The following is a 24,630-nucleotide window of genomic DNA, read 5'->3' as shown; positions in this document are numbered from 1 at the left end:
AAGGAACCCATCATGCGCGTCACCACCGGGATGATCTTTGACTCCGGCCTGTCGCAGATCCAGCGCCAGAACAGCCAGCTGCTCGACACGCAGCAACAGGTTGCCACCGGCCGGCGCATTCTCAAGCCGTCCGACGATCCCGTCGCCTCCGCACGGGCGCTCGAGGTGTCCCAGTCGAAGAGCGTCAATGCCCTTTATGCGGCCAATCAGGGCTATGCCAGCGACGCGCTACGTGTGGTGGATAGCAAGCTGGATGCAGCCAACGAACTGGTGACCTACGTGCGCACGCGTGCCGTCGAAGCGGGCAACGGGGCCTATTCCAATTCCGAGCGGGTGGCCATCGCGTCCGACATCTCCCAGCAGTTTTCCGCCTTGCAGTCCATTGCCAACAGCCAGGACTCCACCGGCGACTACGTCTTTGCCGGCTATCGCAGCAACACCCAGCCCTTCGTCGGCAGCATGGCCGGCGGCATTACCTACCAGGGTGACCAGGGGGCCCGCACCCTGCAGATCTCCTCGTCGCGCAACCTGCCGATCACCAGTTCCGGTGAAGAGATCTTCAACCGCATCCGGGCGCCCATCGGATCGGGGTTTGCCCTGTCCGCAGCCGCCAACACCGGCACTGCCCTGGTGTCGGGGGCCAGCCTGTCCGGCTATAACGGCCATACCTATGCGATCAACGTGAGCGCCGGCCCCACCTACCAGGTCTTCGATTCCACGGTCGATCCGACCCATGCGTCGCCGATTGCGCCGACCGTCGCCACCAGTGGCAGCGACACGACCTTGAGCTTCGGCGGTGTCAGCATGACCCTCACCGGTACGCCGGCGGCGGGTGACAGCTATTCCCTGTCTACAGTGGCCAGCACTTTTGATGTGATGGGCAACTTTGCCAATGCCCTCAATTCGGGGAACGACAAGATCAATCGCTTTGCCGTCACCCAGACCATTGCGGGCATGGATGCTTCCCAGGAGAGCATTAATCAGGTGCGCTCGGGAGTCGGCTCGCGCATGGTCGAGGTCGAGACGCAGCAGAACATCAACGGCGATCTAGACCTGCAATACGCTGAAACCCTGTCGCGGCTGCAGGATGCCGACTATGCCGAGGTGGTTAGCAACCTGACCCAGCAGCAGACCTACCTGCAGGCCGCCCAGCAGAGTTTCATGCGAGTCAGCAACCTGTCCCTGTTCAATTACCTGGGTAGCTGATCCGTGAAGCCTTTGCGCTTCCTGCCTCTCCCCCTGGCGACAGTTGTGGCCGGCATGCTGGGGGGCTGCAGCACCATTGGTGAGCCTCCCCACGATTGGTTGCTTCTGCCAGCCGCCGCTGTGGCCGCGGTACACAGTGGGTACATCAAGATTCCCGCTGCCTTGGCAGGGGTCGCCGTGTATGCCTTGGTGGACCCGCTGGCGCCCAATTGGGCCATGCAGGAGGCCCGTCTTGCCGAGGATCGTTTCCGCATCGTGCTGCGCATGAAAGCGCTGCATGCCGGGGGGGATGGCGAGGCGCGTCAGGTGTTTGCCCGTCGGGCGGCACAACTGGCCAGTCAGCCGGGGTTCGAGGCCTACGATATCGTTTCCTGGGAGGAGGGTATCGAAAGCACACGGCCTTTCGCCCAGCGGGTGGCCTGGGGCGAGATCCGACTGCGTCGCCAGCCGGTGCCGATGGCCGCACTGCGGCCCTGACGGCGCCAACCCTGCCTGCAAGCGTCTCTGAGCCTTGCCGTGGCGGGCCGAGTTTCGTAAGGTGCTCACTTAGACCGCTGGATTTGATCAAATGGACCGTATGACCGAACGTCGCAGGGATCGCCGCATTCCGCTAGGCTGCAAGGTGGGTATCAAGCTCGCTGGCGCCGCTGCCCCCATTGTCGGCGATTGTATTGAGCTGGGCGTGGGCGGCATGACCATCCACTCCACCCATGTCCCGCGAATGGACGAAGTCTTTGAGGTGGCGGTGCTGCCCCCCGAGCATGGTGGCCCCTTCATGCCGCTGCATGCCCGGGTGCGGGTGCGCCGTTGTCATGGCCTGGATGGCGGCCTCTACGAGATGGGCGTCGAGATCGTCGACGTCATCCGCTGAGGCCGACCCGGAGCGTCACGATGGCGTTCGAGGTGCGTCCGTCAGGATATCGTCACGCAGGTGCATGGGGCCCTCCGCAAAGATGCGCGGGTCCATAAGCGTGGGCGGTCGGGGGATGTGGGGGCGAAAGCTCATCCTTCCGATGATGTCCTTCTCGATGTCGATCCCCGGCGCCACCTCGATCAGTTCCAGCCCGTCCGGGCCCAGTTGAAACACGCAACGCTCGGTGATGTAGAGCACCGGCGTGCCGCGCCGTGTCGCCTGGGGGCCGCTGAAGGTCCGGTGCTCCACCTCATGGACAAACTTCGAGGCCTGCCCGTCCGCCAGGATGGCGAGGCCACCGTCGCGCACCAACACCTCCAGATTCCCCGCCGTGAAAGTGCCCACGAAGACGACCTTCTTGGCGTTCTGGCTGATGTTGATGAAACCCCCGGCGCCGGCCAGGCGGGTGCCGAAGCGCGACACATTGAGATTGCCCTCCCGGTCGGCCTGGGCCAGCCCGAGAAAGGCAATGTCCAGACCGCCCCCGTCGTAGAAGTCGAACTGGCTGGGCTGGTCGATGATGGCCTGGGGGTTCACCGCCGCGCCGAAATTGAGACCCCCTGCCGGTACGCCACCGATCACGCCGGGCTCGGCGGTCATGGTGATCAGATCGTTCACCCGCTCTTCTGCTGCCACGGCCGCCACCCCTTCAGGCATGCCGATCCCCAGGTTAACCACCGCGCCCCGGGCCAGTTCCATGGCCGCCCGGCGGGCAATGATCTTGCGCTCGCTCATTTCCATGGGCGCCAGCGCCGACAGGGGCACCTTCAGCTCGCCGGAGAAGGCCGGGCTGTAGGCTTCGATGAAGGTCTGCATGTGGTACTCGGGGCTTTCCGCCTGGACCACGTAGTTCACGAAGATGCCGGGGATCTTCACCTGCCGGGGGTTCAGGCTGCCTCGCTCGGCGATCCGTTCCACCTGGGCGATGACGATGCCGCCGCTGTTGTGGGCAGCCATGGCGATGGCCTGGGCCTCGAGGGTGAGGGCCTCCTTTTCCATGGTGATGTTGCCGTCCGGATCGGCGGTGGTCCCGCGGATGATGCCCACATGGATGGGGAAGGCCTTGTAGAACAGGTATTCCTCGCCGTCGATTTCCATCAGCCTGACGAGATCCGTGGTGGTGCGGGCGTTGAGCTTGCCGCCACCAAAGCGCGGATCGACGAAGGTGCCCAGCCCCACCCGGGTCAGGGTGCCGGGCTTGCCGGCGGCGATGTCCCGGAACAGATGGGTGATCACGCCCTGGGGCAGGTTCCAGGCCTCGACGCGGTCGGCCACGGCCAGGGCCTGCAGGCGGGGCACCAGCCCCCAGTGCCCGCCGATCACCCTGGCCACCAGGCCGTCATGGCCCAGGTGGTTGAGACCGCGGGTCTTGCCGTCGCCCTGGCCGGCGGCATACACCAGGGTCAGGGCCGAGGGGCCGTCCGGGGGCGGCAGGTCCTGGGCCTGGTTTTCAAGGTACAGGGCCTCCAGGGCCACGGCGATGTTTTCGGGAAAGCCGATGCCGACGAAACCGCCGGTGGCCACGGTGCTGCCCTTGCGGATGCGGGCGACGGCGGCCCGGGCCGAGACGATCTTGCCCTGCCCGCCGGGGTGGGGAGTCATGGTGTCCATGCTTGCTCCTGGTGGCGGTGGGGTCAGACCAGACCGGTGGCGTAGTAGGTGCCGATCACGAAGAAGACCGCGCTGGTCTTGATCAGGGTGATGGCGAAGATGTCCTTGTAGGCCACCTTGTGGGTCAGGCCGGTGACGGCCAGCAGGGTGATCACGGCGCCGTTGTGGGGCAGGGTGTCCATGCCGCCGGAAGCCATCGACGCCACCCGGTGCAGGACCTCAAGAGGGATGCCCGCCGCGTTGGCGGCTGCGATGAAGGTCTCCGACATGGCGGCCAGAGCAATGCCCATCCCCCCCGAGGCCGAACCGGTGATCCCGGCCAGGGTCGTCACGGTGATGGCCTCATTGACCAGCGGATTGGGAATCACCTTGAGGGCGTCAGCCACCACCAGGAAGCCGGGCAGGGCGGCAATCACGGCACCGAAACCATACTCGGAGGCGGTGTTCATGGAGGCCAGCAGCGCACCTCCGACCGCAGCCTTGGTGCCCTCCGCGAAGCGTGTGGCGACGGTGCGCCAGGCAAACAACATCACCGTCAGGATGCCCACCAGCAGCGCACCCTCCACCGCCCAGATGGCGGCAATCTTCGACACATCCTGCACCACCGGTGCGGCCTTGCCGATCACCGCCGGTACGAAGGAATGGCTCTTGCCGTAGATCTGCGGGATGAGATCGGTGAACAGCTTGTTGGTGACGCCCACCAGCACCAGGGGCAGGATGGCCAGCACGGGGTTGGCCAGCTTTTCCTTGTCGTCGAAGGGTTCCGGCTCATTGACCAGCTCGGTGCCGTAGCCCTCGCCGGCCGCCATGGCCGTGCGACGGCGCCATTCCAGGTAGGCCATGCCCGCAATGAAGATGAAGATCGAGCCGATCACTCCGAGGGTGGGGGCGGCGTAGATATTGGTCTTGAAGAAGGTGGTGGGGATCACGTTCTGGATCTGCGGCGTACCCGGCAGTGAATCCATGGTGAAGGAGAAGGCGCCCAGTGCGATGGTGCCGGGGATCAGCCGCTTGGGAATGCCGCCCTGGCGGAACATCTCGGCGGCAAACGGATAGACCGCAAAGACCACCACGAACAGGGAGACCCCGCCGTAGGTGAGCACGGCACAGACCAGCACGATGGAGAGCATGGCCCGCTCGGCACCGACCAGCTTGATCACCGACGAAACGATGGCCTTGGAGAAGCCCGACAACTCAATGACCTTGCCGAAGATGGCGCCGAGCAGGAAGACCGGGAAGTAGTTCTTCACGAAGCCGACCATCTTGTCCATGAAGAGACCCGTGAACATGGGGGCGACCAGGGTCGGGTCGGTGAACAGCACCGCGCCGAGGGCCGCCACGGGGGCAAACAGGATGACGCTGTAACCCCGGTATGCGATGAACATCAGAAAGCATAGCGAGGCGAGTACGATCAGGAATGACATGGTTTTTATCTCCTCCGTTAAGTGATTGCGGAGGAGACCATGGCAGGTTCCGTGCCAAAGAATTTCTTATTGATTTATAAGGGGTTTCTTGGTGTCTGCGGTGTATCGTGCCTTGCCTGCCGGACAGGGTGTCAGGCAGGCCGGACAGTCGGCGGTCAGTGCTTGTCGCTGCCGATGCCCAGGGCGCCGATCTTCTCGTACAGGGAGGCGCGGGAGATGCCGAGCTTGCGGGCCGCCTGGGCCTTGTTGCCGGAGGCGGCGGCGATGGCCGCAACAATGGCTTCCCGTTCGGCGTCCTGCTGTACTGTCTCAAGTGTGCGCGAGCGAGCGCCCGGCGGCGTCCGGGGCTTCGCCTCCAGTCCGGGCAGGATTGGGGCAAAGTCGTCCTGCTCCAGCGTGTCCGCATCCGACATCAGCAAGGCCCGCTCGATCACGTTGGACAGTTCGCGGACGTTCCCCGGCCAACTATGCCGGGCCAGATAGGCGAGGGCCCCGGGCGCCATGCTGCGGGGGGGCTCGCCAAGGCGCCGGGCGATGCTGTCGGCGAGGGACTCGGCGATGATCGGCAGGTCGTCCAGACGCGCCCGCAGGGGCGGGACGTCCAGTGTCATCACGTTGAGGCGGTAGAACAGGTCGGCGCGGAAACGCCCGGCTTCCACTTCCTCCTGCAACTTGCGGCTGGTCGCTGCAATGATGCGCACGTCCACGCTGATCAGCCGGTTTGAGCCGACGGCTTCAATCTCCTTCTCCTGCAGGACGCGCAGGAGCTTGGCCTGGAGGGCTGGCGACATGTCACCGATCTCGTCGAGGAAGAGGGTGCCACCGTGGGCCAGCTCGAACTTGCCGCTGCGGCCCTTGCGGTCGGCACCCGTGTAGGCCCCGGGGGCGACACCGAAGAACTCTGACTCAAGCAGGGTTTCCGGGATGGCGGCGATGTTGACGGCGACGAAGGGTGAGGCTGCCCGGGGGCTGGCGGAGTGGATGGCCTGGGCTAGCAGTTCCTTGCCCGTGCCGGTTTCGCCGATGATCAGGACCGGTGAGCTGGATCGGGCGGCACGCCGGGCCTGATCCTTGACCTTGAGGCAAGCCGGGCTGGCCCCGACGAAGCTGGCGAAGGTGTACTTGGTGCGGCGGGCCTCATCCAGCTTGCGGCGGGTGTCGGCGAGCTCATGGCGCAGGTTCTGGAAGCGCGACATGATGGGGGCCAACTGACGGGGATCGTCGAATACCACCACGCCGAAGCCGCCGATGATCTCCCCTGTCTCGTCGCGCACGGGCAGGCGCATCACCACGAAGGACTCGCTGCCGAACTCCATGATGTCGAGCATGATGGGCCGGCCCGACGTGACCACGCTGCGCATCTGGCTGTTGGGGATCACTTCTTCGACCGGCTTTCCAATCGCCTCGGCCGGGTCGGAGAAGCCCAGGTGGCGGGGGTACTGCTCATTCATCCAGACGATGCGGGCATCCCGGTCCACGATGAGCAAGCCTTCGGAGAGCGCCGAGAAGGCGCTGAGCAGGGTATCCATGACCCGTTGGCGGATGCGATGGGCTTCGGCGGCAAAGCTGTCTGAGGGCATGCTGTTCAGCCTCCTTGCGTGAGGGGCGGTCGTCTCGCGACCCGGGGCATGCGCTGCTCGCATGCGGATCGAGTTCCGAGGATAGCTCAGCCCGGCATGAATGAAAGTGAGTGCTTACCGCAATGTCGCCACGCCATCTTCCGTGTCTGGGAGGGCTTGCCCGGGAGACGACAGGAGCATGTCCTCCAGGAAGGCCTTGGCGGGTACAGGGAGAATCTTGTTTCGCAGGTGCACGAGGTTCCACGGCCGATGCAGCGGAAAGCCCTCCACATCCACAACCACCAGGCCTTCGACTGCGAGTCTGTCGCCCAGGGCGTGCCGTGACAGCACTGCCAGCCCCATCCCGGTTCCAGCCAGTTCAAGCAAGGCCTCGTTGCTGGCCAGGGCGAGGCGTACCCGCAGGCTGATTCCGGACTGACGGGCGAAGTCATCGATGGCCCGGCGCGAACCCGAGCCCGACTCCCGCAGCAGGAAGGGTTCGTCGGCCAGATCGGCCAGGGTCATGCGCCGGCCCGCCGCCCAGTGATCCCGGGGGGCCAGTACGACCAGTTCATTGTCGAGAAAGGGATGGACCACGATGTCCAGGTCTTCGGGCGGATAGGACATCACGTAGAGATCGTCCTCGTTGTTGCGCAGGCGTTCGACGATGCGGTCCCGGTTGGCGATTTCCAGTTCGATGGAGATGTCGGGGTAGCGTCGGCAGAAGGCGCCGAGCATGCGGGGCAGGAAGTACTTGGCGGTGGTAACCAGGGCGACCCGCAGCTTGCCGCGTTTGAGTCCGCGCAGCGCATCAATGGTCGTTTCGAAACCGTTCCATACATCGTCGAGCTGGCGCGTGGTGGCCAGCAGCGCTTCGCCGGCCGCGGTCAGGCGCAGGCTGCGGCCGGCCTGATCGAAAAGGGGCAGTCCGACGGTGTCCGCAAGCTGGCGGACCTGGATGGAAACGGCGGGTTGGGTCAGATGCAGGGCTTCCGCGGCGCGGGTGAAACTGCCCATGTGTGCGACCGCGGAAAAGGTTTCGAGCTGGCGTAGGGTAATGCGTCGGCGAGGCATTGTATAAGTTTCTGGTTATGGTGAGGCTTAAGTTATTTCATTTGAGTTTATGAGGCAAGCCCCTCATTCTTGAGATGCCGCCCGAGCTTGACGGGCATTTCAAGGAGATTCCAATGCGCCACTACCCTTCCGACAGCCCCCAGGCCACTGCGCGTGTGCTCGCCCTTGCGCTGATGGCTGACGGGGCCATTGATGCCACGGAGTTGTCCATCCTGCAGCAGCGAGATCTGCTTGGCCGGCTCGGCCTTGGCGAGGCCGACTTCGACCGGGTCATGCACGAGTTTTGCGACGATCTGTTGATGAGCGGGGCGCGGACCGCGTCCGGCCAGTTGGTGCTCGGTGGTGAAACGCTCGGCGCGCTCTTGGCCGAGGTGCAGGATCCCGCGCTGAGGCGCCGTCTCTTGCGGGCGGTGCTCGACATCGTCAATGCCGATGGCAGCCTGAAGGGGGGAGAGGCATTACTGGTGTCCCGCGCGCTGAAGGACTGGGACCTCACCCTTAAGGATGTGGCGGACACGACGACGGCCGCTGCGGGCCGCCGCCATTGATCAGGCATGCCGACGGCCCCCGCGGCCGTCGGCATGAGAGTGGACACCCATGCCTTTCGAGCCCGTCATACTGTTTTTCCTGCTCGGCCTGCTGGCCGCCCTCGTGCGTTCGGATTTGAAGATCCCGGGCGTTGTCTATGAGGCCTTGAGCATCTTCCTCCTGCTGGCCATCGGCCTGAAGGGCGGCGTTGAACTGGCCCGTCACGACGTACTCGATCTGGCCCTGCCGGCCCTTGTGGTGGTCGGCGTGGCGATGGTGATTCCGCTGGCGTGCTTCCCGATCCTGCTTAGGCTGGGGCGCCTGCCGCGCGCGGATGCCGCTTCAATCGCGGCCCACTATGGTTCGGTGAGTGTGGTCACGTTTGCGGTGGCGAGCAGCTTCCTGGCCACTCGCGACGTGCCGGCGGATGGCTACATGACGGTATTTCTCGCCCTCCTTGAGTTGCCGGCCCTGCTCGTGGGGGTCTTCCTGGCCCGCCGCGGACAGGGCCAGGTGCAGTGGTCCACGTTGCTGCATGAGGTGCTGGCCGGCAAGAGCATCGTCCTGTTGGCGGGGGGCTTGCTCATCGGCTGGATTGCCGGGCCGGAGGGCATCAAGCCGCTGGACAGGCTATTCTTCGATCTGTTCAAGGGGATGCTCGCCTTCTTCCTGCTGGAGATGGGGCTGGTGGCGGCGGGGCGGCTCGCGGATCTGCGCCGGGCGGGGCCTTTTCTTGTGGCTTTCGCCGTCGGTGCGCCGGTTTGTGCCGGGCTCCTGGGGCTTCTGACCGCAGGCATGCTTGACTTCTCGGTGGGCAATGCCGTGCTCCTGGCCACCCTGTATGCCAGCGCCTCTTACATTGCCGCTCCCGCCGCCATGCGCATCGCGGTGCCGGAGGCCAATCCGGCACTGTCCATCGGCGCAGCCCTGGGGATCACCTTTCCTTTCAACCTCATGGCCGGCATCCCTCTTTACTACTGGCTGGCGGTGCATATGAACGGAGCCTTTTCATGAGTCCGGCTTTGACCTCCCGGAAGCTCGTCACCATCATCTGTGAGGCCGAACTTGAAGCCTTGCTGGTGCCCGAACTCGCGCGCCACGGTGCGCGCGGCTACACCCTCACCGAGGCGCGGGGGCAGGGGGCCCGGGGCGTTCGGGATGGGGCCTGGCGTGCATCGTCGAACATCCGCATCGAGGTCTTGTGCGACGCCACTGTGGCCGAGCGTTTGGTGGACATGCTCCAGGCGCGTTTCTACGCTGACTACGGCATCGTGGTGTTCGTGGTGGATGCCGCGGTATTGCGGCCAGGCAAGTTCTAGTCAGCCGGTATTCCCGTCCACTTCGAGCAGGCGGGCCAGGGCTGAGGAATCGAGCAGCCATGTGGCGCCCCGCCCGGTGCGGATCAACCCGCTGCTGACCCATTCGCCCAGGAGCCGTGCCACGACCTCCCGGGTGGTGCCCAGGTGGAAACCCATTTGCTGCTGGGTCATGCGCAGCTCACCGGTGGCACTGGCCTGGGTCAGAAGGAGGTTGGCGAGGCGCTGCCGGAGGGTATAGGCGTGCACCTCTTCGAGTTGCCCCATGAGGTGGAAGACCAGCGTGGACAGCGTGCGGATGGTGAAGTCCCGGATCGCGGCCTGTTCGGCAAATAGCTGGCGGTAGGTGTCCGAAGGCAGGACCACCAGTGTGGTGGCAGTCATCGCCTGCACCCAGGCGGGGTAGAGCAGATCATTGAAGAGGCTGTTGAGGGCGAAGACGCAGGTTTCGCCCGGATTGATCTCGTAGAGGGTGGCCTCGGTGCCATTGGGCGCCAGGGAATAGACCCGGAGTCGTCCCTCGAGCACGAAGTAGGCGCCGGATGCCCGTTGCCCCTTGTGGAGCAGCGGCGTGGCCGAAGGCAGGTGACGGTGGAGGGTGCCGTGGGCGAGCAGGCGGCGTCCTTCGGGTGGCAGTTCGCGGAAGGGGCTGAAATCGGCTAGCTGGGGCATGGCGCGTTCCGGAGCGGTAGGAATGATCAATGGTGCCTTCCGGGATCAGGGCCGGTCGACGCCTTGCTCAGGCGATCACTGCTGAGGGCATGCAGGAAGGCCACAATGTCCTGCACGTCCTGCTTCCCCAGGGGGCGGCGGTCTGCCTTCACGAGGGTCCCGTCGGGTCTGTACCAGGTGTGCAGGGTGGCACTGCGCGCAAGCTGGGACTCCGCCATGATGCGAACCACGTCCTCCAGGCGCTTCACCGCGCCATTGTGCAACCAAGGGCCTGTGAGTGCCACGTTCCGCAGGGATGGGATCCGCCATGCCCCGGCGCGGCCCTTGTCCCGCAAGGATGGGTGGCGCGCCTCGGCGGGGCCCGCGTGAGCGGGGAAGAGGCGCAGGGGGTGGCGGCCGCCCGGTGCGCTGGCGTCACTGAAGTTAGGGCCCCGGTGGCAGAGGACGCAGCCGGTGGCTTCGAACAGTGCCATGCCTCGCTTTTGAGTGGCGTCGAGCGCATTGGGATCGCCGCGCACAAAGCGGTCATAGGGGCTGTCGGGGGTGATCAGGGTGCGCTCGTAGGCCGCGATGGCCCGGGTCATGCCGTCGAAACGAATGGGGGTTCCCTTTCCAAAGGCGGCCTCGAAGGCCGGCCGGTAGCCCGGGATGGCGCGGATGCGCCGCTCGGCCTCCGCGGTCGAGGGTAGACCCATTTCGATCGGATTGAGGAGGGGGCCGGCAGCCTGGGCCTCAAGCGTCGATGCGCGGCCATCCCAGAACAGAACCCGCATGAAGGCGGCGTTCCAGACCGTCGGGGTATTGCGCGGGCCGAGTGCGCCGCCGACCCCGCGGGCGCGGGCGCGACCGTCGCCCCCGGCCTTGCGATCCAGATCATGGCAGGAGCGGCACGACAGTGAGCCATCGCGAGATAGCTGGCGCTCCTCGAACAGCTTCTTGCCCAAGGCGATCATGGCTGCACTGTCACCGGGGCCCGGGGCGCGCTCGGGCAGGGCTTCCCAGATGTAGCGACCCTCCGCTTGCGTTGCTGCGGGGATCGGTGCCGTCAGGCCCGACAGGGGCAGGGTGAGTAGCGCCAGCAGCAGGACGAGGCTGTCAGGGGCGTGCCGTCGCGCTGGTTTGCGGTCCATGATCCGCTCCGGGGCAATGAAGACGGTAGGCAGCGTAGCGGCCCCACGCGCGGGGCTCTGTAGCAAATGTTACGCAGCGCGGTCGGCTCCGCTGTGTATCCGATGTTACGGAAGCAGCGCGTTCCGATGGGCAGCATGGCGGTGCCGGTTGGGCAGAGGCCCTGCCGGAACGTCCAATCTTTTTGCCCGGGAGTCTGATCATGAAAGCGTTGAATGCCCTTGTTTCCCTGCTTCCCCTGTCCATACCGGTGGTGGAGGCCAACGGTGGCGGGCCGGTCCTGCCCTTGCTGGAGCGCGCACGAACTGCGGTGGTCATCACCGATCCGCAGAACGACTTTCTGAGTGAGGACGGCAAGCTGTATGGTCTGCTCGCCGACTCTCTGAGGAATCTGGGGGTCGCCGATCATCTGGAGCAGTTGATGCGGGCAGCCAAATCGTCCGGCTTCGTGCTGGCGGTGGATCCCTTGGTGTTTGGTTCGGGGGACGGCGCCTGGTCCCACCCGGGCATCCTGCAGCGCCAATTGTTGGACATGGGGGCCCTGCAGGGCTGGGGGGCGGAGTTCCATGGGCGCTACCTACCCTATATCAACGATGCTGCGACGGTGGTTGTGGCGCCCCACAAGCTCTATGGCCCCGAAAGCAACGATCTGATCTTCCAGTTGCGCAGCCGCGGCATCGATACCGTATTGCTGGCGGGGCTGGTGGCCAACCTGTGCGTGGATTCCCATCTGCGGGCGCTGAAGGAGAACGGCTTCCGGGTGTATGTGGTGAAGGATGCCGTGGCTGCACCCGGTGAGGAGGCCTACCGGGCCGCCTTGCTCAATTTCGGCATGATTGCCAACGGGGTGCTGACAACCGGTGAGGCACTTGCCGCCATGGCACACTGACCGGCGGCCGGCCCGTGTTTAGTGTGCAGGTGCCAGCCCGATCTCGGCCGCCGTGGCGGGGCCGATCATGGATCGGCCCAGGTGCCCGGGGATTTCTGCCCGCTCTTCGCTGAGGGGAATCCGTCCGGCCATGATCTCCGCGAGGCGCTGGGGGTGGCGCGGTTGCCGTTCGGGCTCGGCGTAGCCATCGGGGAAGACCGGTTGGTTGCTGCGCAGGTCGTACTTGTCGCTCGCGCCCAGGGTGTGGAGCAGTTCGTGGGCGATGATCACCAGGTTGCGCTGGTGCTCGTTGCGGTCGGCAAAGACCTTGATCACCCCGATCATGCCCTTGCGCAGGCCAAGGGAATGATCCAGGTGGGGGCTGAGAGCCGGGTCGTGATAAAGCACGAACAAACGGATTTGGGGCCGTGGCCCCGGCGCCGCGTCATGACGCCAGGCCCACCAGCGCAAATGCAGACTCCACCAGCCAATCGACAGGGCATTCCCCCCGGCAGGAAAGGAAGGCGGCTGCGCATCGAGGGGCGGGGCCAGATTGAAGGCCAGTGGTCGCTGCAGGGCGCGGCCATGGCGCTGGATTTGTTCCTCCAACCACTCGCCGATAGGCGCGAAGTCTTCGGGGCGGGCCGCTGTGACGGCCCGCCGGGTGACCGGCGAGCTGTCGGCGGCAATGGGGTACAGGGTGACGTGGAGGGTGTTCTTCCAGTCGGTGGCCCGGGCGTTGCTGCGCCATGTGCCGACAGCCACCGTGGCAAGGATGAACAGCAGGATCGCGATGCGCAGTTTGCGAAACATGGCGGTGGAGGGCGGAGAGGATGAAAAAAACCCGGCACGGGGCCGGGTTCCTTGCTGTGCTTGCCGGAGATCAGGCCACCGCGACCGGGATCTTTCCGATCTTTGCCTGCCATTCCCTCGGGCCGGTGTTGTGCACGCTGGTGCCGGCGGAATCCACGGCCACTGTGACGGGCATGTCCTGCACGTCAAACTCGTAGATGGCTTCCATGCCCAGGTCGGCAAAGCCGACGACCTTGGCCGACTTGATGGCCTTGGCCACCAGGTAGGCGGCGCCGCCGACGGCCATCAGGTAGGCGGACTGGTTGTCCTTGATGGCCGCGATGGCGGTGGGGCCGCGCTCGGACTTGCCGACCATGGAGATCAGGCCGGTCTGCTCGAGCATCATGCGGGTGAATTTGTCCATGCGGGTGGCGGTGGTGGGGCCGGCGGGGCCGACCACTTCGTCACGCACCGGATCCACCGGGCCGACGTAGTAGATCACGCGGTTGGTGAAGTCCACGGGCAGTTTTTCGCCCTTGGCCAGCATGTCGGCAATGCGCTTGTGGGCGGCGTCGCGGCCGGTCAGCATCTTGCCGTTGAGGAGGAGCTTCTGGCCGGGCTTCCAGGCCGCGACCTGTTCCTTGGTCAGGGTGTTCAGGTCGACCCGGGTGGCGGACTTGAGATCCGGCGTCCAGGTGACGGCCGGCCAGTCTTCCAGCTTCGGCGGCTCGATCTTGGCGGGGCCGGAGCCATCCAGGTGGAAGTGGCAGTGGCGGGTGGCGGCACAGTTGGGCACCAGGGCCACCGGCAGGTTTGCGGCGTGGCAGGGGTAGTCCAGCACCTTCACGTCGAGCACGGTGGTGAGGCCGCCCAGGCCCTGGGCACCGACGCCCAGCGCGTTGACCTTCTCGTACAGTTCGAGGCGCAGTTCTTCGGCGCGGGTGAGGGTGGCGCCTGAGGCGGCCTTGGCCTTCAGTTCATGGATGTCCACCGGGGCCATGATGGATTCCTTGGCCAGCAGCATGGCCTTCTCGGGCGTGCCGCCGATGCCGATACCGATGATGCCCGGCGGACACCAGCCGGCGCCCATCTCGGGGATCTTCTTGAGGACCCAGTCCACCAGGTCGTCGGACGGGTTGAGCATGGCGAACTTGGACTTGGCTTCGGAGCCACCGCCCTTGGCCGCACAGATCACTTCCACGTGGTGGCCCGGAACAAGTTCGAAGTGGACCACCGCCGGGGTGTTGTCCTTGGTGTTCTTGCGGGCGCCGGCCGGGTCGGCCAGCACCGAGGCGCGCAGGGGGTTGTCCGGGTTGGCGTAGGCGCGACGCACGCCTTCGTCGATCATCTGCTGGACGCTCATGGTGGCATCCGGCCAGGTGACCTGCATGCCGACCTTGATGAAGACCATGCCGATGCCCGTGTCCTGACAGATCGGGCGGTGGCCTTCGGCCGCCATGCGCGAGTTGGTCAGGATCTGGGCGATGGCGTCCTTGGCGGCGGGGGATTCCTCGCGCTCGTAGGCTTCACCCAGTGCCTTGATGTAATCCAGCGGGTGGTAGTAGCTGATGTACTGGAAGGCGTCCGCGACGGACTGGATCAGGTCTTCCTGTTTGATGGCGGTCATGGGTGAAGCTCCCTCTCTTTAGTGTTTTGACAGCAAAACGGTCTGGTTCATCATCTTGTCCACCATCGCCATGGCAAGGGCGGAGATGAGGAACACCACATGGATGATCACCTGCCACATGATGGTGTGCTCGGCGATGTTTGCGGCATTGATGAAGGTCTTTAGCAGGTGGATCGAGGAGATGCCGATGATGGCGGTGGACAGCTTGATCTTGAGTACGCCGGCGTTCACGTGGGACAGCCATTCGGGTTGGTCCGGATGGCCTTCCAGGTCAAGGCGCGAGACGAAGGTTTCGTAGCCGCCGATGATCACCATGATCAGCAGGTTGGCGATCATCACCACGTCGATCAGGCCGAGAACCACCAGCATGGTCTCGGTTTCGCTGATGTGGCCACCGGATTCGAAGACCGATGTGAGCAGATGACCGAGTTCGGCCATGAACAGCCACACGTAGATGCCTTGGGCGACGATCAGACCCAGGTAGAGGGGGGCCTGGAGCCAGCGGCTCCAGAAGATGAAGCGTTCGAGTTGTTGCGGACCTTTGCTCATGATGGGGGTGCTGCTGTTTGGGGAGCCCGGATTTTATCATCGGCGAACGGACCTCCAAGACGGTAAAATGGAGAACTTTGCTTTTTCGCCTCAAGGCCTTTACGCATGAATCTCCAGCCCATCACCGCGCTGTCGCCCCTCGACGGCCGCTACGAATCCAAGGTTTCCGCGCTGCGCGAGCACTTTTCCGAGTTCGGTCTGATCCGCAACCGGGTCAAGGTCGAGATCGAGTGGCTGAAGGCCCTCGCCGCTGCGCCCGAACTGGCCGAAATCGCGCCCTTCTCCGCCGCCACCGTGGCCGAACTGGACGCGGTGATCGCCGATTTTTCGGTGGCAGACGGGGAGGCCGTGAAGGCCATCGAAGCCACCACCAACCATGATGTGAAGGCCATGGAGTATTGGCTGAAGCAACGCCTCGGTCACAACCCCGAAGTGACCCGGGTCACCGAGTTCATCCACTTCGGCTGCACTTCCGAGGATATCAACAACGTCTCCCACGCCCTGATGCTGCGTGACGGCCGCGATGGCGTGCTGTTGCCGGCCCTCGACAAGATCATCGCCCGCCTGGTCGAGCTGGCCCACCAGCACGCCGAGCTGCCCATGCTCTCCCGCACCCACGGCCAGCCCGCCAGCCCCACCACCCTGGGCAAGGAAATGGCCAACGTGGTGCATCGCCTGCGCCGCACCCGCAAGGCCATCGCCGCCGTCGAGCTCACCGCCAAGTTCAACGGTGCCGTGGGCAACTACAACGCCCACCTGTCGGCCTACCCCGACTTCGACTGGGAGGCCTTCAACGGCAGCTTCATCGAATCCCTCGGCCTCAGCTTCAACCCCTACACCATCCAGATCGAACCCCACGACGCGATGGCCGAGCTGTTCGACGCCACCGCCCGCGCCAACACCATCGTGCTGGATATCTGCCGCGACATCTGGATGTACATCTCCCTGGGCTACTTCAAGCAGAAGCTGAAGGCCGGCGAGATCGGCTCGTCCACCATGCCCCACAAGGTCAACCCCATCGACTTCGAGAACGCCGAGGGCAACCTGGGCCTCGCCAACAGCGTGCTGCGCCACCTGGCCGACAAGCTGCCGGTGTCGCGCATGCAGCGTGACCTCACCGACTCCACCGTTCTGCGCAACATGGGTGTTGCCTTTGGCTACGCCGTGCTTGCCTACGACTCCTGCCTGCGCGGCCTGGGCAAGCTGGAAGCCGAGCCGGCCCGTCTGGCGGCCGATCTGGACGCCTGCTGGGAAGTGCTCGCCGAGCCCATCCAGACGGTGATGCGCCGTTACGCCGTGGCCAACCCCTATGAGCAGCTCAAGGAGCTGACCCGCGGCAAGGGCATCACCCGGGAAGCCCTGCAGGAGTTCATCGGCACCCTGGCCATCCCGGAAGCCGAGAAGGCCCGCCTGCTGCAAATGACCCCGGCCAGCTACATCGGCAAGGCCGCCGAGCTGGCCAAGCGCATCTAGGGGGCAAGCGCGGTGTGTAGGGGCGTGTAGGGGCGACTTCAGTCGCCCACCCCCTTCAAATCCGCCCGCAAGCCCTTGACCGAAGTCCGCAGGCGACTGAAGTCGCCTCTACACGGCACCCATTGCCACACCTGTTCGAACCTTTGTCGGAGAATATGAATGGCATTTGCAGACAAGCTGAAGACGCTTCCAGGCGTCTCCCACCTGGCTTCCATCCAACTCACCAATGCCGCTGGTGAGGTGGTGGCCACCATCGAGAACAAGCCCGGTCAGGCCGGTTCGTTGGCGGTGTACAACCACTTGGCACAGATCCACGGGGCGATCACCCCCGAGGCTGCTGCCCAGGGTATCGAGATCTACGCCGAACACAGTGAGGATGCCCGCCTCAACCCCGGCAAGCACCCCAACATCGATCGTCTGCTCGGGCTGGTGGAGCGGGGTGAAACCCTGCGTGTGAAGCACGTGTTTGCCGCCTGAAAAGAGGTGGCGACGGCCGGGGCGCTTACCCGCCCCGGTGAGATTGGAAGGGCTGCCTGCGGGCAGCCCTTTTCATGGGCGGCGTCTCAGCATTGCCAGCGAAGTACTGATGGCCGGCCAAGCAGCCAGCCGATGGCGACGCCCAGACTGTCGGCCACCACATCATGAAACTCTCCCACCCGGTTGGCTGTGAGGAGGTGCTGGCAGACTTCGATCAGGACGCCGTAGCCGATCAGCCCGACCACCAGGGCGATCGTCCGGGCGGGCCAGCCGCCCCGGCCCAGCAGCATCAGCACGGCAAATGCCGCGATATGGTGGAGCTTGTCCTGAAAGGAAACGACTTCAGGCACCACGGCCAAGGGGATCATCGCCAGGATGAAGATGATTGCCAAGGCCAGCACAAAGGAGCCACGCAGGACGGAAGCGGAAGGGCGGCGGATGGGCATGAGGTGGAGAGCGTAGGTGAATTGGGCAGGCGCAGGGTAGCGGCGTGGCGTCAGCCATGGGCGGCGTTTTTTTCCCGACGCCGTGCAGCCAGCCATTCCCAGACCAGGCCGCCGGGAGAGTCGAGGCCGGTGAGCACGTACTTGAGGGTGTGGGCATTGAAAAGGGTCAGGCCCAGCTCCTTGCGGGCGGCCTCCTCACCGACGAAGAGGAGTTGGTCGCCAAGGAGGATCTCCTGATCCGCGTCGGGTAGCAGGCGCGGTGGATCCCCTTCGCGCATCAGCAACAGTGGGCGGCAGGCCAGCTCGGGGCGCCCAGTGACCGGGGCGCGCAGCAGATCGCCCAGTTTCAGGCGGGCCTCATGACGCATCAGCAGGCGATACACCGAGGGCGCCTGGGCGATGTTGATGGCGACGCTCCATACCGCGGGCACGTCCCAGCCGAAGCGGCTGGTGACATCCAGCAGCAGGGCCTCGGCCCACGCGTCGTCGGCCTTGCGCACGGCCGCCAGGAAGGGCGCGAGCAGGGGCGTGGTAAGAATGGCCAGGCATTCGTGGGCGACGATCTCGCTGGGCACCATGGTGAAGTCCGACTCGAAGGCCTCGAACAGGGCGCGGTTGGCCACGTGATTCTGGCGCAGCACGGTGAACAGGCCGGGGTTCATCTGGTGGGCCGTGACGACGATGGACAGGTTATTCACGTCGTTGCCGGTGGCGGCGACGATGCCCACGGCTTCGCGGATGCCGGCAGCAGCGAGGGCGTCGGCGCCCGTGCCATCGCCCTTGATCCAGTGATGGGCCGGATCGACCGGAGGCGAGAGGTCGATGATGGTGACGGGCAGGGAAGCGTTCTCCAGGGCTTCGGTCATGACCTTGCCAAAGCTGCCGTAGCCGCACAGCACCCACTTGCCGGCGGGCGGGTCCCGGTGGCGGGTGACGGTGGTCCCGGGCAGGCCGGTGAGCCATAGCAGCAGGTGATAGGCGGCTGGTGAATGCAGGGCCAGGGCCATGTACTCGCCGAATTGCTCGAAGGGGTTAATGATGTGGCGGGTGCCGAAGGAAGCCATGTTGGCCACCGTGTCGCTGTGCTCGGCCCGACACAGGGCCGGCAGCGCCGGGGCCAGCAGGCGTGCAGCGATGGCGACGGCCAGATTGGTGCTGTCATCGTTGGTCAGGGCAATGACGCCGCGACAATACCGGCTGTTGAGGCCGGCAAAGAGCAGGGTGTCCGGCTCGCCGGCGTCGGCGCACAGGGCCGGCATGTCGGCCGAATAGCTCTGCAGCTCCAGGTCGCCCACCTTGGTTTCGTCCTTCTCGATGACCACCGCCCGGTAGCCCAGTTCGTCCAGGGCCTTGCAGATCAGGCGCCCGGTTTCCCCGTAGCCGCAGACCAGAAAGAAGTGCTCCCGCAGACTTCTGACCTGGCGGGCAAAGCGCTGCACGGCGACGGCGTTGAGGAAGTTCTTGTCCTGCAGCATCGCGAACACCGTACCCAGGGTGTAGGCCCAGCCGATCACCGACAGGTAGATGCACAGGGTGACCCACAGGCGTTGCTGCTCGGAGAAGGCGTAGGGGATCTCGCCAAAGCCGATGGTGGTGGCGGTGTAGCTGAAGAAGTACACCGCGTGGAAGAAGCTCAAGCGCTGGATCACGCCGCTGGCGTCGGGGGGGCCGGGCACCAGGGTGAGCCCCAGTACCGACAGCGCGAAGATGATGATGAGCACGATCAGCGGCGTGCGCAGCCGCCGCAGGACCAGGAAGATCGTGCTGGTGGGGGTGCTGCTGGTCACGGCATCAGCGCCGCTGCATGATGGTTTCGGCAATCAGGATGACCACCGAGATCACGTTGGCGAACAGGGCCCCGCCGGACAGGGAGACGATGCTCGACATGACCCCGGCGGTCAGGTCGGTGCCGGCCACATGGACGGCGTAGCCCCACACCATGGCGGCGGCGAGCAGTTGCAGGTCGGCCACCAGGCTGGTTGCCAGATGGATGGCGCCGATCTGGGTTCGGTCGCCGAATTTGAGCACGGTGGCGATCAGATTGACCACGATGGCCGCAAACAGCTCGTAGATGTCGTGATGACTCGGGTTGTCGATCTCGCCGATGAAAAAGCCGAAGTTGAGCGTGGCGGCGAAGACGATGAAGAAACCGAAAATGACTTTTTCTAGGTTCATCTGGGCTGTCCGGGCGGGGTGATCCCCAATGCTAGCACTCTCCATCGTGCGTCGGCCGTGGGCATTGGCCCCCTGTTGCCCAGGCGACGGCGCCCGCATGCTCCCAGAAAGCAAGATAGCGCTGTCGATAGATCCATGCCTCGTCACGACCACCAATGGCATGGACACCGGGTGTCATCCTGGGCTTGCGGGGCGCCGTGGCAGTGAGGGTCTTCAATATCTGTGGGCTGGTGCTCTGGCATTCGAGCAGGGCTTTTCGCGCTTCATCCTGCTGGCCCAGCGTGAACAGGGCCAGCACCCGACCATGGCGGCTGAAACTGTCATCCGGGCCGGCATGTTCGGCGACCGCCAGGGCTTCGGCGGCGTGGCCGCAGCTCGCCAGGCAGTGCACCAGCAGATCACGCAGGCCGGTTTCATCGCTGGGGTTGGCTACCCCCACTGACCAGCGCAAGGGGGCAAGGACAGCATCGTCGCCCGGGGCGGAAAAGTGCCGGGCGTAGTCGGCGGTCAGGCACAGCAGCGGTTGGTTGCCCGGATGGTGCCAGGGTAGGGGGCGATCAACGGCCTGCAGTGTGTCCAGCACCACCCCGCGCAGGGCTTCGCCGCGCAGCAGGAAGGCGCGGGTCAAGGCCCGGGCGGAGGCCGGGTTGCCAACGGGGGCCTGCTGCATCATCTCGGCCATGTCGTTCAGGATCAGGAAGGACTGACCGCTCAGGCGCTCGCCGAGCAGCATGTCCACCCAGGCGCCAGGTGCGGCGGCGTCGTTGAAGGGGGAGACGGCGGCCCAGCGTGCCTCGAGTCGGGCAAGGCCCGGATCGGGGCTCAGGGCCGCCTCTTGCAGGCGGTAGTGGCAGACGGGGGCTGGCCAGGCGTCGATCCGCTGCAGGATGCGACTGATCAGGCGCCCCCGGTCCGGGCCGTCATCGGTGAGTACGGCGGGGTCGTGGCTGGCCATGTCATGGAGGTGGGCGATGAGGTCGGAGAAATCGCGGGCCGGATTGCTGGCCAGGCGCAAGGCCCACAGACCGGCTTTGTAGCGGGCCTCGTCCCGGCGCCCTTCGGCCATGAGTGTGGTGACTTCGAGGCAGGCCAGGGCCGGCGCGGAGGGGTTCAGCCGGCTGGCTTCGTGGAAGGCTGCCCAGGCCGAGGGGAAACGCCCCCGGGCGGCATCGAAGGCACATTGGCGTTGCCAGCCGAGGGCGCGCAGATCGGGCGACGGTGTCTCCCGCAGGGCCGCCAGAAAATGCTCGGCCTTGCGTGGCGAGGCGGCGTCGAGATACGTGTCGAGGAGCAGGTCGGCGGCGGGGCCGCGGTCTGTGCCCGGGGCGGGCAGGTGCGTGAACAGGGCTTCCAGCAGGGCGATGACGCGCCTCTCGTGGCTGTTTCCCTGCAGCCTGGGGGCGGCGGGGCTATCGGCTGGGGGCTTCCGGCGGACAGTATTTGGGGGGCTTGGCATGACTACATGGTTGTAATGCAATATTCATTATCTTAATCTCATTATATTCATATTGAGTTGTGTTTTTCAGGGGCAGGCCTGGTGGGTGTCGATCCTGGCAACGAGACTGTCGAGGTAGGCCTCGAACAGGGCCGGCCCCTGTTGGCCGAACATGCGGATGCGTCCGGTATGTACCAGCAGCAGCACCCCCGTGGCGTGGGCGAAGAGGGCGGTGGTCTCGCGCAGGGCATCGGCCTCGGGCAGGCCCAAGGCCTGCAGGTCGGCCTGCATGCCGGTGAGGCTGTCGGCGAGCCGCTGGTTCAGGCGGGCGTCCAGTTCCGGGTTGAGGCCGAGGGGCTGCAGGCCGCGGAAAAGGTAGAAGCCCAGGTCCAGTTCACGGGGGTGGGCCAGGTAGAAGGCGAAGAAGCTCCGCGCCCGGCTGCGCAGGCGGAGGGCCGGCGCAGCATCGGCGGAGATGGTGCCTTCCACGGTGGCGTGCAGACGGTCGAGGGAGGCGGCGAGCAGATCGGCGTAAATCTCTTCCTTGCTGGCGTAGTACTTGTAGAGGGCGCTCACCGTGTAGCCGGCTTCTTTGGCGATGGCCCGCATGTGGGCGCCATCCAGCCCTTCCTGCTGAAAGATGCGTTCAGCGGCATCGAGGATCATCTGCCGTTTGAGGTCGGAAACGGCCTGGCGGCGCTGGGAGCGAGGGTCGGCGGGGGTGTCGTTCATGGGTGGAAATCTACCATGCCGTATTAGGAAGTGAACGTATTGACGGAATAGAGAACGATGTTCACATTATGGGTTCATTGTTTCTTTCTGGAGCCGTCCATGTTCATGTCCGCCGACGACTATCGTGAATCCCTTCGTTCCCATCGGCCCGTCGTGTACCTGGATGGTCGCCGGGTTGATTCGGTGTCCGACGAACCCGCCTTCGCGCCGGGCATCCGTGCCCTGGGGGTGACCTACGACTTTGCCCGCCGCGACGAGCTGGCCCCCCTGATGACGGCGGTGCAGCACACTTCGGGCAAGGTGGTGAACCGCATGCTGCACATCGACATGAGCAGCGGCGATCTCCTCAACAAGCTGGAGGCGGTGCGCCTGCTGTGCCAGGAAACCGGTTGCGCCCAGCGCTACCTGGCCCACGATGCGCTGGGTGCCTTGTTCCAGTCGTCCCGCCGGGTGGATGCGGCCACCGGCAGCGCGTACAGCGCCCGCTTCGACACCTGGCTGCATGCGGTGCAGGACGTCGACCTGTCCATCGGCATCGCCATGACCGACGCCAAGGGCGACCGTAGCCTGCGCCCCCACCAGCAGTCGAACCCCGACACCTACCTGCACATCGTGGCCCGGGACGCCAGGGGTATCACCATTTCCGGCACCAAGGCCATCGTCACCGGCGCACCCTACATGCATGAATTCCTGGTCATGCCCGGCCGCCAGATGGGCCCGGAGGATGCCGACTTTGCCGTGTGTTGCGCGGTGCCCTGCGATGCCCCGGGCCTGACCATCGTGGCGCGGCCCGCCGGGCGGCCCGGCGAGAAGACCGCCCTGTTCAGCAACAGGTATGGCCAGTCCACCGGCGTGCTGATCTTCGACCAGGTCTTCGTGCCCTGGGAGCGGGTCTTCCTGGCCGGGGAATGGCAGCACTCGGGCCAGCTCACCTGGGATTACGCCACCCATCACCGCCATAGCTGCATCGCCGCCCGGGCCGGATTCGGCGACCTGCTGATCGGTGCCGGCGCGTTGATGTGCGAGGCCAACGGCTTTGACCCCGGCAAGGAGACCCACCTGCGCGACCAGATGGTGGAACTGATCAAGATCGTCGAGGGCTTCTACGCCTGCGGCGTGGCGGCGTCCACCTACGCCCGGGCCGATGCCTACAGCGGCAGCTTCATGCCCGAGCCGGTGTATTCCAACATCGGCAAGCTGCTGCTGGCCAACCAGATCTACGACATGCAGCGCATCGCCCACTACGTGTCGGGGGGCCTCATCGTCACCCTGCCCGGGCCGGACGAGGATCACAACCCGGTCACCGCCGCCAGGCTAGCCGACGTGCTGCGGGCGGCGCCCGGTGTGCCCTACGACAAACGCATCCAGACTGCACGCTTCATGGAGGACCTGACCGCCTCCTACCAGGCGGGCTGGTACTCGGTGATCAGCCTCCACGGCGGTGGCTCGCCCGCGGCCATGAAGCAGGAGATCTGGCGCCACTACCCGGTGGGCGACAAGGTGGCGCTGGTGGAGAGGCTGCTTGACCGGGGGGTGGCCGCCGACCCTGAGCGCCCCATCACCCTCAAGCGCCAGCCCGGGCGTTGCTGTGCCAAGGGCTGTTCGGCGCCGGGGGAGGCCGTGATGACGGATCTGCCACCTGCGCGGCCCTCCGGCCTGTCCTGAGGGTTCGGATTTCCAGATGCCCGCGGCGGGCTTTATCCGGATAACCGGATGAAGCCTCCCGGGCATGAAACTCAAATCTTTTCGAATCAGTGTCTTATGGGAAATGGCAGACGCTCGCCGGGGTGGCATGCGTTCTGCAATGGAAAGGGACCCGGTCGGCATCAAGCTTGCGCCCGGCCCACACCCAAGGAGACACATATGAACACCGCCACCACCCGCCTCGAACACGATCTTCTCGGCGACAAGGAAGTCCCGACCGCTGCCTACTACGGCGTGCACACCCTGCGCGCCCTCGAGAACTTCCCCATCACCGGCATCACCATCGCCGTCTATCCGGACCTGATCCGTGCCCTCGCCCAGATCAAGCGTGCGGCGGCCCAGGCCAACTGCGAGCTGGGCCTGCTCGACGAGGAGCGGATGAAGGCCATCGTTGCCGCCTGTGATGAGCTGGTGGTCGGCCGCCTGCACGAGCAGTTCGTGGTGGACGTGATCCAGGGTGGCGCTGGCACCTCGACCAACATGAACGCCAATGAGGTCATCGCCAACCGGGCCCTGGAGATCATGGGCCACCAGCGCGGTGAGTACGGCTTCCTGCACCCCAACGAACACGTCAACATGAGCCAGTCCACCAACGACGTGTATCCCACGGCGCTGAAGCTGGCCACCTACGTGGGCATCTTCCGCCTGGTGGATGCCATGGCCTATCTGCGCGCTGCCTTCGAGCGCAAGGCCGAGGAGTTTGCCGACGTGTTGAAGATGGGCCGCACCCAGTTGCAGGACGCGGTGCCCATGACCCTGGGTCAGGAGTTCTCCACCTACGCCACCATGCTCGGCGAGGACGAGGAGCGCCTCAAGGAGGCCGCTCTGCTGATCCGCGAGATCAACCTCGGCGCCACCGCCATCGGCACCGGTATCAACGCCCACCCGGACTACGCCGGCCTGGTGTGCCGCCGTCTGGCC

General features: G+C 65.3%; 25 protein-coding genes. 11 read left to right on the top strand and 14 right to left on the bottom strand.

What is annotated here, in order from left to right; all coding sequences use genetic code 11:
- The first annotated feature begins 12 nt into the window (after positions 1-12).
- The 3 genes from flgL to J0L98_RS11685 all read left to right on the top strand — a co-directional run bounded on the left by flgL (position 13) and on the right by J0L98_RS11685 (position 2,077).
- Positions 13-1,206 (top strand): flagellar hook-associated protein FlgL, encoded by a 1,194-nt coding sequence (flgL, locus tag J0L98_RS11695; RefSeq protein ID WP_296411968.1) that lies wholly within the window; start codon positions 13-15, stop codon positions 1,204-1,206.
- A 3-nt stretch (positions 1,207-1,209) separates the two neighbouring features.
- Complete coding sequence (locus J0L98_RS11690) at positions 1,210-1,683, top strand: hypothetical protein (RefSeq protein ID WP_296411967.1); 474 nt, start codon at positions 1,210-1,212, stop codon at positions 1,681-1,683.
- A gap of 91 nt (positions 1,684-1,774) precedes the next feature.
- The gene (locus tag J0L98_RS11685) at positions 1,775-2,077 is read left to right on the top strand and encodes a PilZ domain-containing protein (RefSeq protein ID WP_296408624.1); all 303 of its coding nucleotides are present in this window, start codon (positions 1,775-1,777) and stop codon (positions 2,075-2,077) included.
- A gap of 15 nt (positions 2,078-2,092) precedes the next feature.
- Here J0L98_RS11685 and J0L98_RS11680 read toward each other — a convergent pair whose 3' ends face one another.
- From J0L98_RS11680 to J0L98_RS11665, 4 genes are all read right to left on the bottom strand, one after another.
- Complete coding sequence (locus J0L98_RS11680; RefSeq protein WP_296411966.1) at positions 2,093-3,730, bottom strand: acyl CoA:acetate/3-ketoacid CoA transferase; 1,638 nt, start codon at positions 3,728-3,730, stop codon at positions 2,093-2,095.
- A gap of 23 nt (positions 3,731-3,753) precedes the next feature.
- Entirely contained in the window at positions 3,754-5,154 is a 1,401-nt protein-coding gene (locus J0L98_RS11675) for a GntP family permease (RefSeq protein WP_296411965.1), read from the bottom strand.
- 155 nt (positions 5,155-5,309) lie between these two features.
- Entirely contained in the window at positions 5,310-6,734 is a 1,425-nt protein-coding gene (locus tag J0L98_RS11670) for a sigma 54-interacting transcriptional regulator (RefSeq protein ID WP_296411964.1), read from the bottom strand.
- A 114-nt stretch (positions 6,735-6,848) separates the two neighbouring features.
- Complete coding sequence (locus J0L98_RS11665) at positions 6,849-7,787, bottom strand: LysR family transcriptional regulator (protein WP_296411963.1); 939 nt, start codon at positions 7,785-7,787, stop codon at positions 6,849-6,851.
- 113 nt (positions 7,788-7,900) lie between these two features.
- Between J0L98_RS11665 and J0L98_RS11660 the strand changes: the two genes are divergently transcribed.
- From J0L98_RS11660 to J0L98_RS11650, 3 genes are read left to right on the top strand one after another with little or no spacing between them, the layout of a single operon-like run.
- Positions 7,901-8,335 (top strand): TerB family tellurite resistance protein, encoded by a 435-nt coding sequence (locus J0L98_RS11660; RefSeq protein WP_296411962.1) that lies wholly within the window; start codon positions 7,901-7,903, stop codon positions 8,333-8,335.
- 49 nt (positions 8,336-8,384) lie between these two features.
- Complete coding sequence (locus tag J0L98_RS11655) at positions 8,385-9,329, top strand: sodium-dependent bicarbonate transport family permease (RefSeq protein ID WP_296411961.1); 945 nt, start codon at positions 8,385-8,387, stop codon at positions 9,327-9,329.
- Positions 9,326-9,634, top strand: a complete 309-nt coding sequence (locus tag J0L98_RS11650; RefSeq protein WP_296411960.1) for a transcriptional regulator — start codon at positions 9,326-9,328, stop codon at positions 9,632-9,634. The genes J0L98_RS11655 and J0L98_RS11650 overlap by 4 nt, the downstream gene beginning before the upstream one ends.
- On the opposite strand, the gene J0L98_RS11645 is transcribed toward J0L98_RS11650, so the two are convergent.
- Both J0L98_RS11645 and J0L98_RS11640 read right to left on the bottom strand, forming a co-directional pair.
- Positions 9,635-10,303 carry a Crp/Fnr family transcriptional regulator gene (locus tag J0L98_RS11645; RefSeq protein ID WP_296411959.1) on the bottom strand — a complete coding sequence of 223 codons (669 nt, stop codon included), beginning with the start codon at positions 10,301-10,303 and terminating at the stop codon, positions 9,635-9,637.
- Positions 10,304-10,329: 26 nt separating this feature from the next.
- Positions 10,330-11,433 carry a cytochrome c peroxidase gene (locus J0L98_RS11640; RefSeq protein WP_296411958.1) on the bottom strand — a complete coding sequence of 368 codons (1,104 nt, stop codon included), beginning with the start codon at positions 11,431-11,433 and terminating at the stop codon, positions 10,330-10,332.
- Positions 11,434-11,633: 200 nt separating this feature from the next.
- On the opposite strand from J0L98_RS11640, the gene J0L98_RS11635 reads away from it, so the two are divergent.
- Entirely contained in the window at positions 11,634-12,320 is a 687-nt protein-coding gene (locus J0L98_RS11635; protein ID WP_296411957.1) for a cysteine hydrolase, read from the top strand.
- A gap of 18 nt (positions 12,321-12,338) precedes the next feature.
- Here the strand turns inward: J0L98_RS11635 and J0L98_RS11630 are convergent, their stop codons facing one another.
- The 3 genes from J0L98_RS11630 to J0L98_RS11620 form a co-directional block, all read right to left on the bottom strand.
- Positions 12,339-13,112: a hypothetical protein gene (locus J0L98_RS11630; RefSeq protein WP_296411956.1), complete on the bottom strand. Its 774-nt coding sequence runs from the start codon at positions 13,110-13,112 to the stop codon at positions 12,339-12,341.
- A 70-nt stretch (positions 13,113-13,182) separates the two neighbouring features.
- Entirely contained in the window at positions 13,183-14,718 is a 1,536-nt protein-coding gene (locus tag J0L98_RS11625; RefSeq protein ID WP_296411955.1) for a fumarate hydratase, read from the bottom strand.
- Between the two features lie 18 nt (positions 14,719-14,736).
- Positions 14,737-15,267 carry a TIGR00645 family protein gene (locus J0L98_RS11620; protein WP_296411954.1) on the bottom strand — a complete coding sequence of 177 codons (531 nt, stop codon included), beginning with the start codon at positions 15,265-15,267 and terminating at the stop codon, positions 14,737-14,739.
- A 105-nt stretch (positions 15,268-15,372) separates the two neighbouring features.
- Between J0L98_RS11620 and purB the strand changes: the two genes are divergently transcribed.
- Together purB and J0L98_RS11610 are read left to right on the top strand one after the other, a co-directional pair.
- Positions 15,373-16,740: an adenylosuccinate lyase gene (gene purB, locus J0L98_RS11615; RefSeq protein WP_296411953.1), complete on the top strand. Its 1,368-nt coding sequence runs from the start codon at positions 15,373-15,375 to the stop codon at positions 16,738-16,740.
- A 159-nt stretch (positions 16,741-16,899) separates the two neighbouring features.
- Complete coding sequence (locus tag J0L98_RS11610) at positions 16,900-17,217, top strand: DUF2322 family protein (RefSeq protein ID WP_296411952.1); 318 nt, start codon at positions 16,900-16,902, stop codon at positions 17,215-17,217.
- A gap of 86 nt (positions 17,218-17,303) precedes the next feature.
- On the opposite strand, the gene J0L98_RS11605 is transcribed toward J0L98_RS11610, so the two are convergent.
- The 5 genes from J0L98_RS11605 to J0L98_RS11585 form a co-directional block, all read right to left on the bottom strand.
- Positions 17,304-17,663: a VanZ family protein gene (locus J0L98_RS11605; protein WP_296411951.1), complete on the bottom strand. Its 360-nt coding sequence runs from the start codon at positions 17,661-17,663 to the stop codon at positions 17,304-17,306.
- Positions 17,664-17,713: 50 nt separating this feature from the next.
- On the bottom strand, positions 17,714-19,450 hold the full coding sequence (locus J0L98_RS11600; protein ID WP_296411950.1) for a potassium channel protein: 1,737 nt from the start codon (positions 19,448-19,450) through the stop codon (positions 17,714-17,716).
- 4 nt (positions 19,451-19,454) lie between these two features.
- Positions 19,455-19,838, bottom strand: coding sequence for a DUF6394 family protein (locus J0L98_RS11595; protein ID WP_296411949.1), 384 nt, complete (start codon positions 19,836-19,838; stop codon positions 19,455-19,457).
- 31 nt (positions 19,839-19,869) lie between these two features.
- Positions 19,870-21,294: a tetratricopeptide repeat protein gene (locus tag J0L98_RS11590; RefSeq protein WP_296411948.1), complete on the bottom strand. Its 1,425-nt coding sequence runs from the start codon at positions 21,292-21,294 to the stop codon at positions 19,870-19,872.
- A gap of 66 nt (positions 21,295-21,360) precedes the next feature.
- The gene (locus tag J0L98_RS11585) at positions 21,361-22,005 is read right to left on the bottom strand and encodes a TetR/AcrR family transcriptional regulator (RefSeq protein ID WP_296411947.1); all 645 of its coding nucleotides are present in this window, start codon (positions 22,003-22,005) and stop codon (positions 21,361-21,363) included.
- 99 nt (positions 22,006-22,104) lie between these two features.
- On the opposite strand from J0L98_RS11585, the gene J0L98_RS11580 reads away from it, so the two are divergent.
- Together J0L98_RS11580 and J0L98_RS11575 are read left to right on the top strand one after the other, a co-directional pair.
- Positions 22,105-23,670, top strand: a complete 1,566-nt coding sequence (locus J0L98_RS11580) for a 4-hydroxyphenylacetate 3-hydroxylase N-terminal domain-containing protein (protein WP_296411946.1) — start codon at positions 22,105-22,107, stop codon at positions 23,668-23,670.
- A 198-nt stretch (positions 23,671-23,868) separates the two neighbouring features.
- The coding region (locus J0L98_RS11575) for a lyase family protein (protein WP_296411945.1) at positions 23,869-24,630 on the top strand (762 nt) is incomplete at its 3' end.

The sequence above is a fragment of the Zoogloea sp. genome (assembly GCF_017302315.1).
GTDB lineage: Bacteria > Pseudomonadota > Gammaproteobacteria > Burkholderiales > Rhodocyclaceae > Zoogloea.
This window is presented reverse-complemented; position numbering and strand designations above follow the sequence as displayed.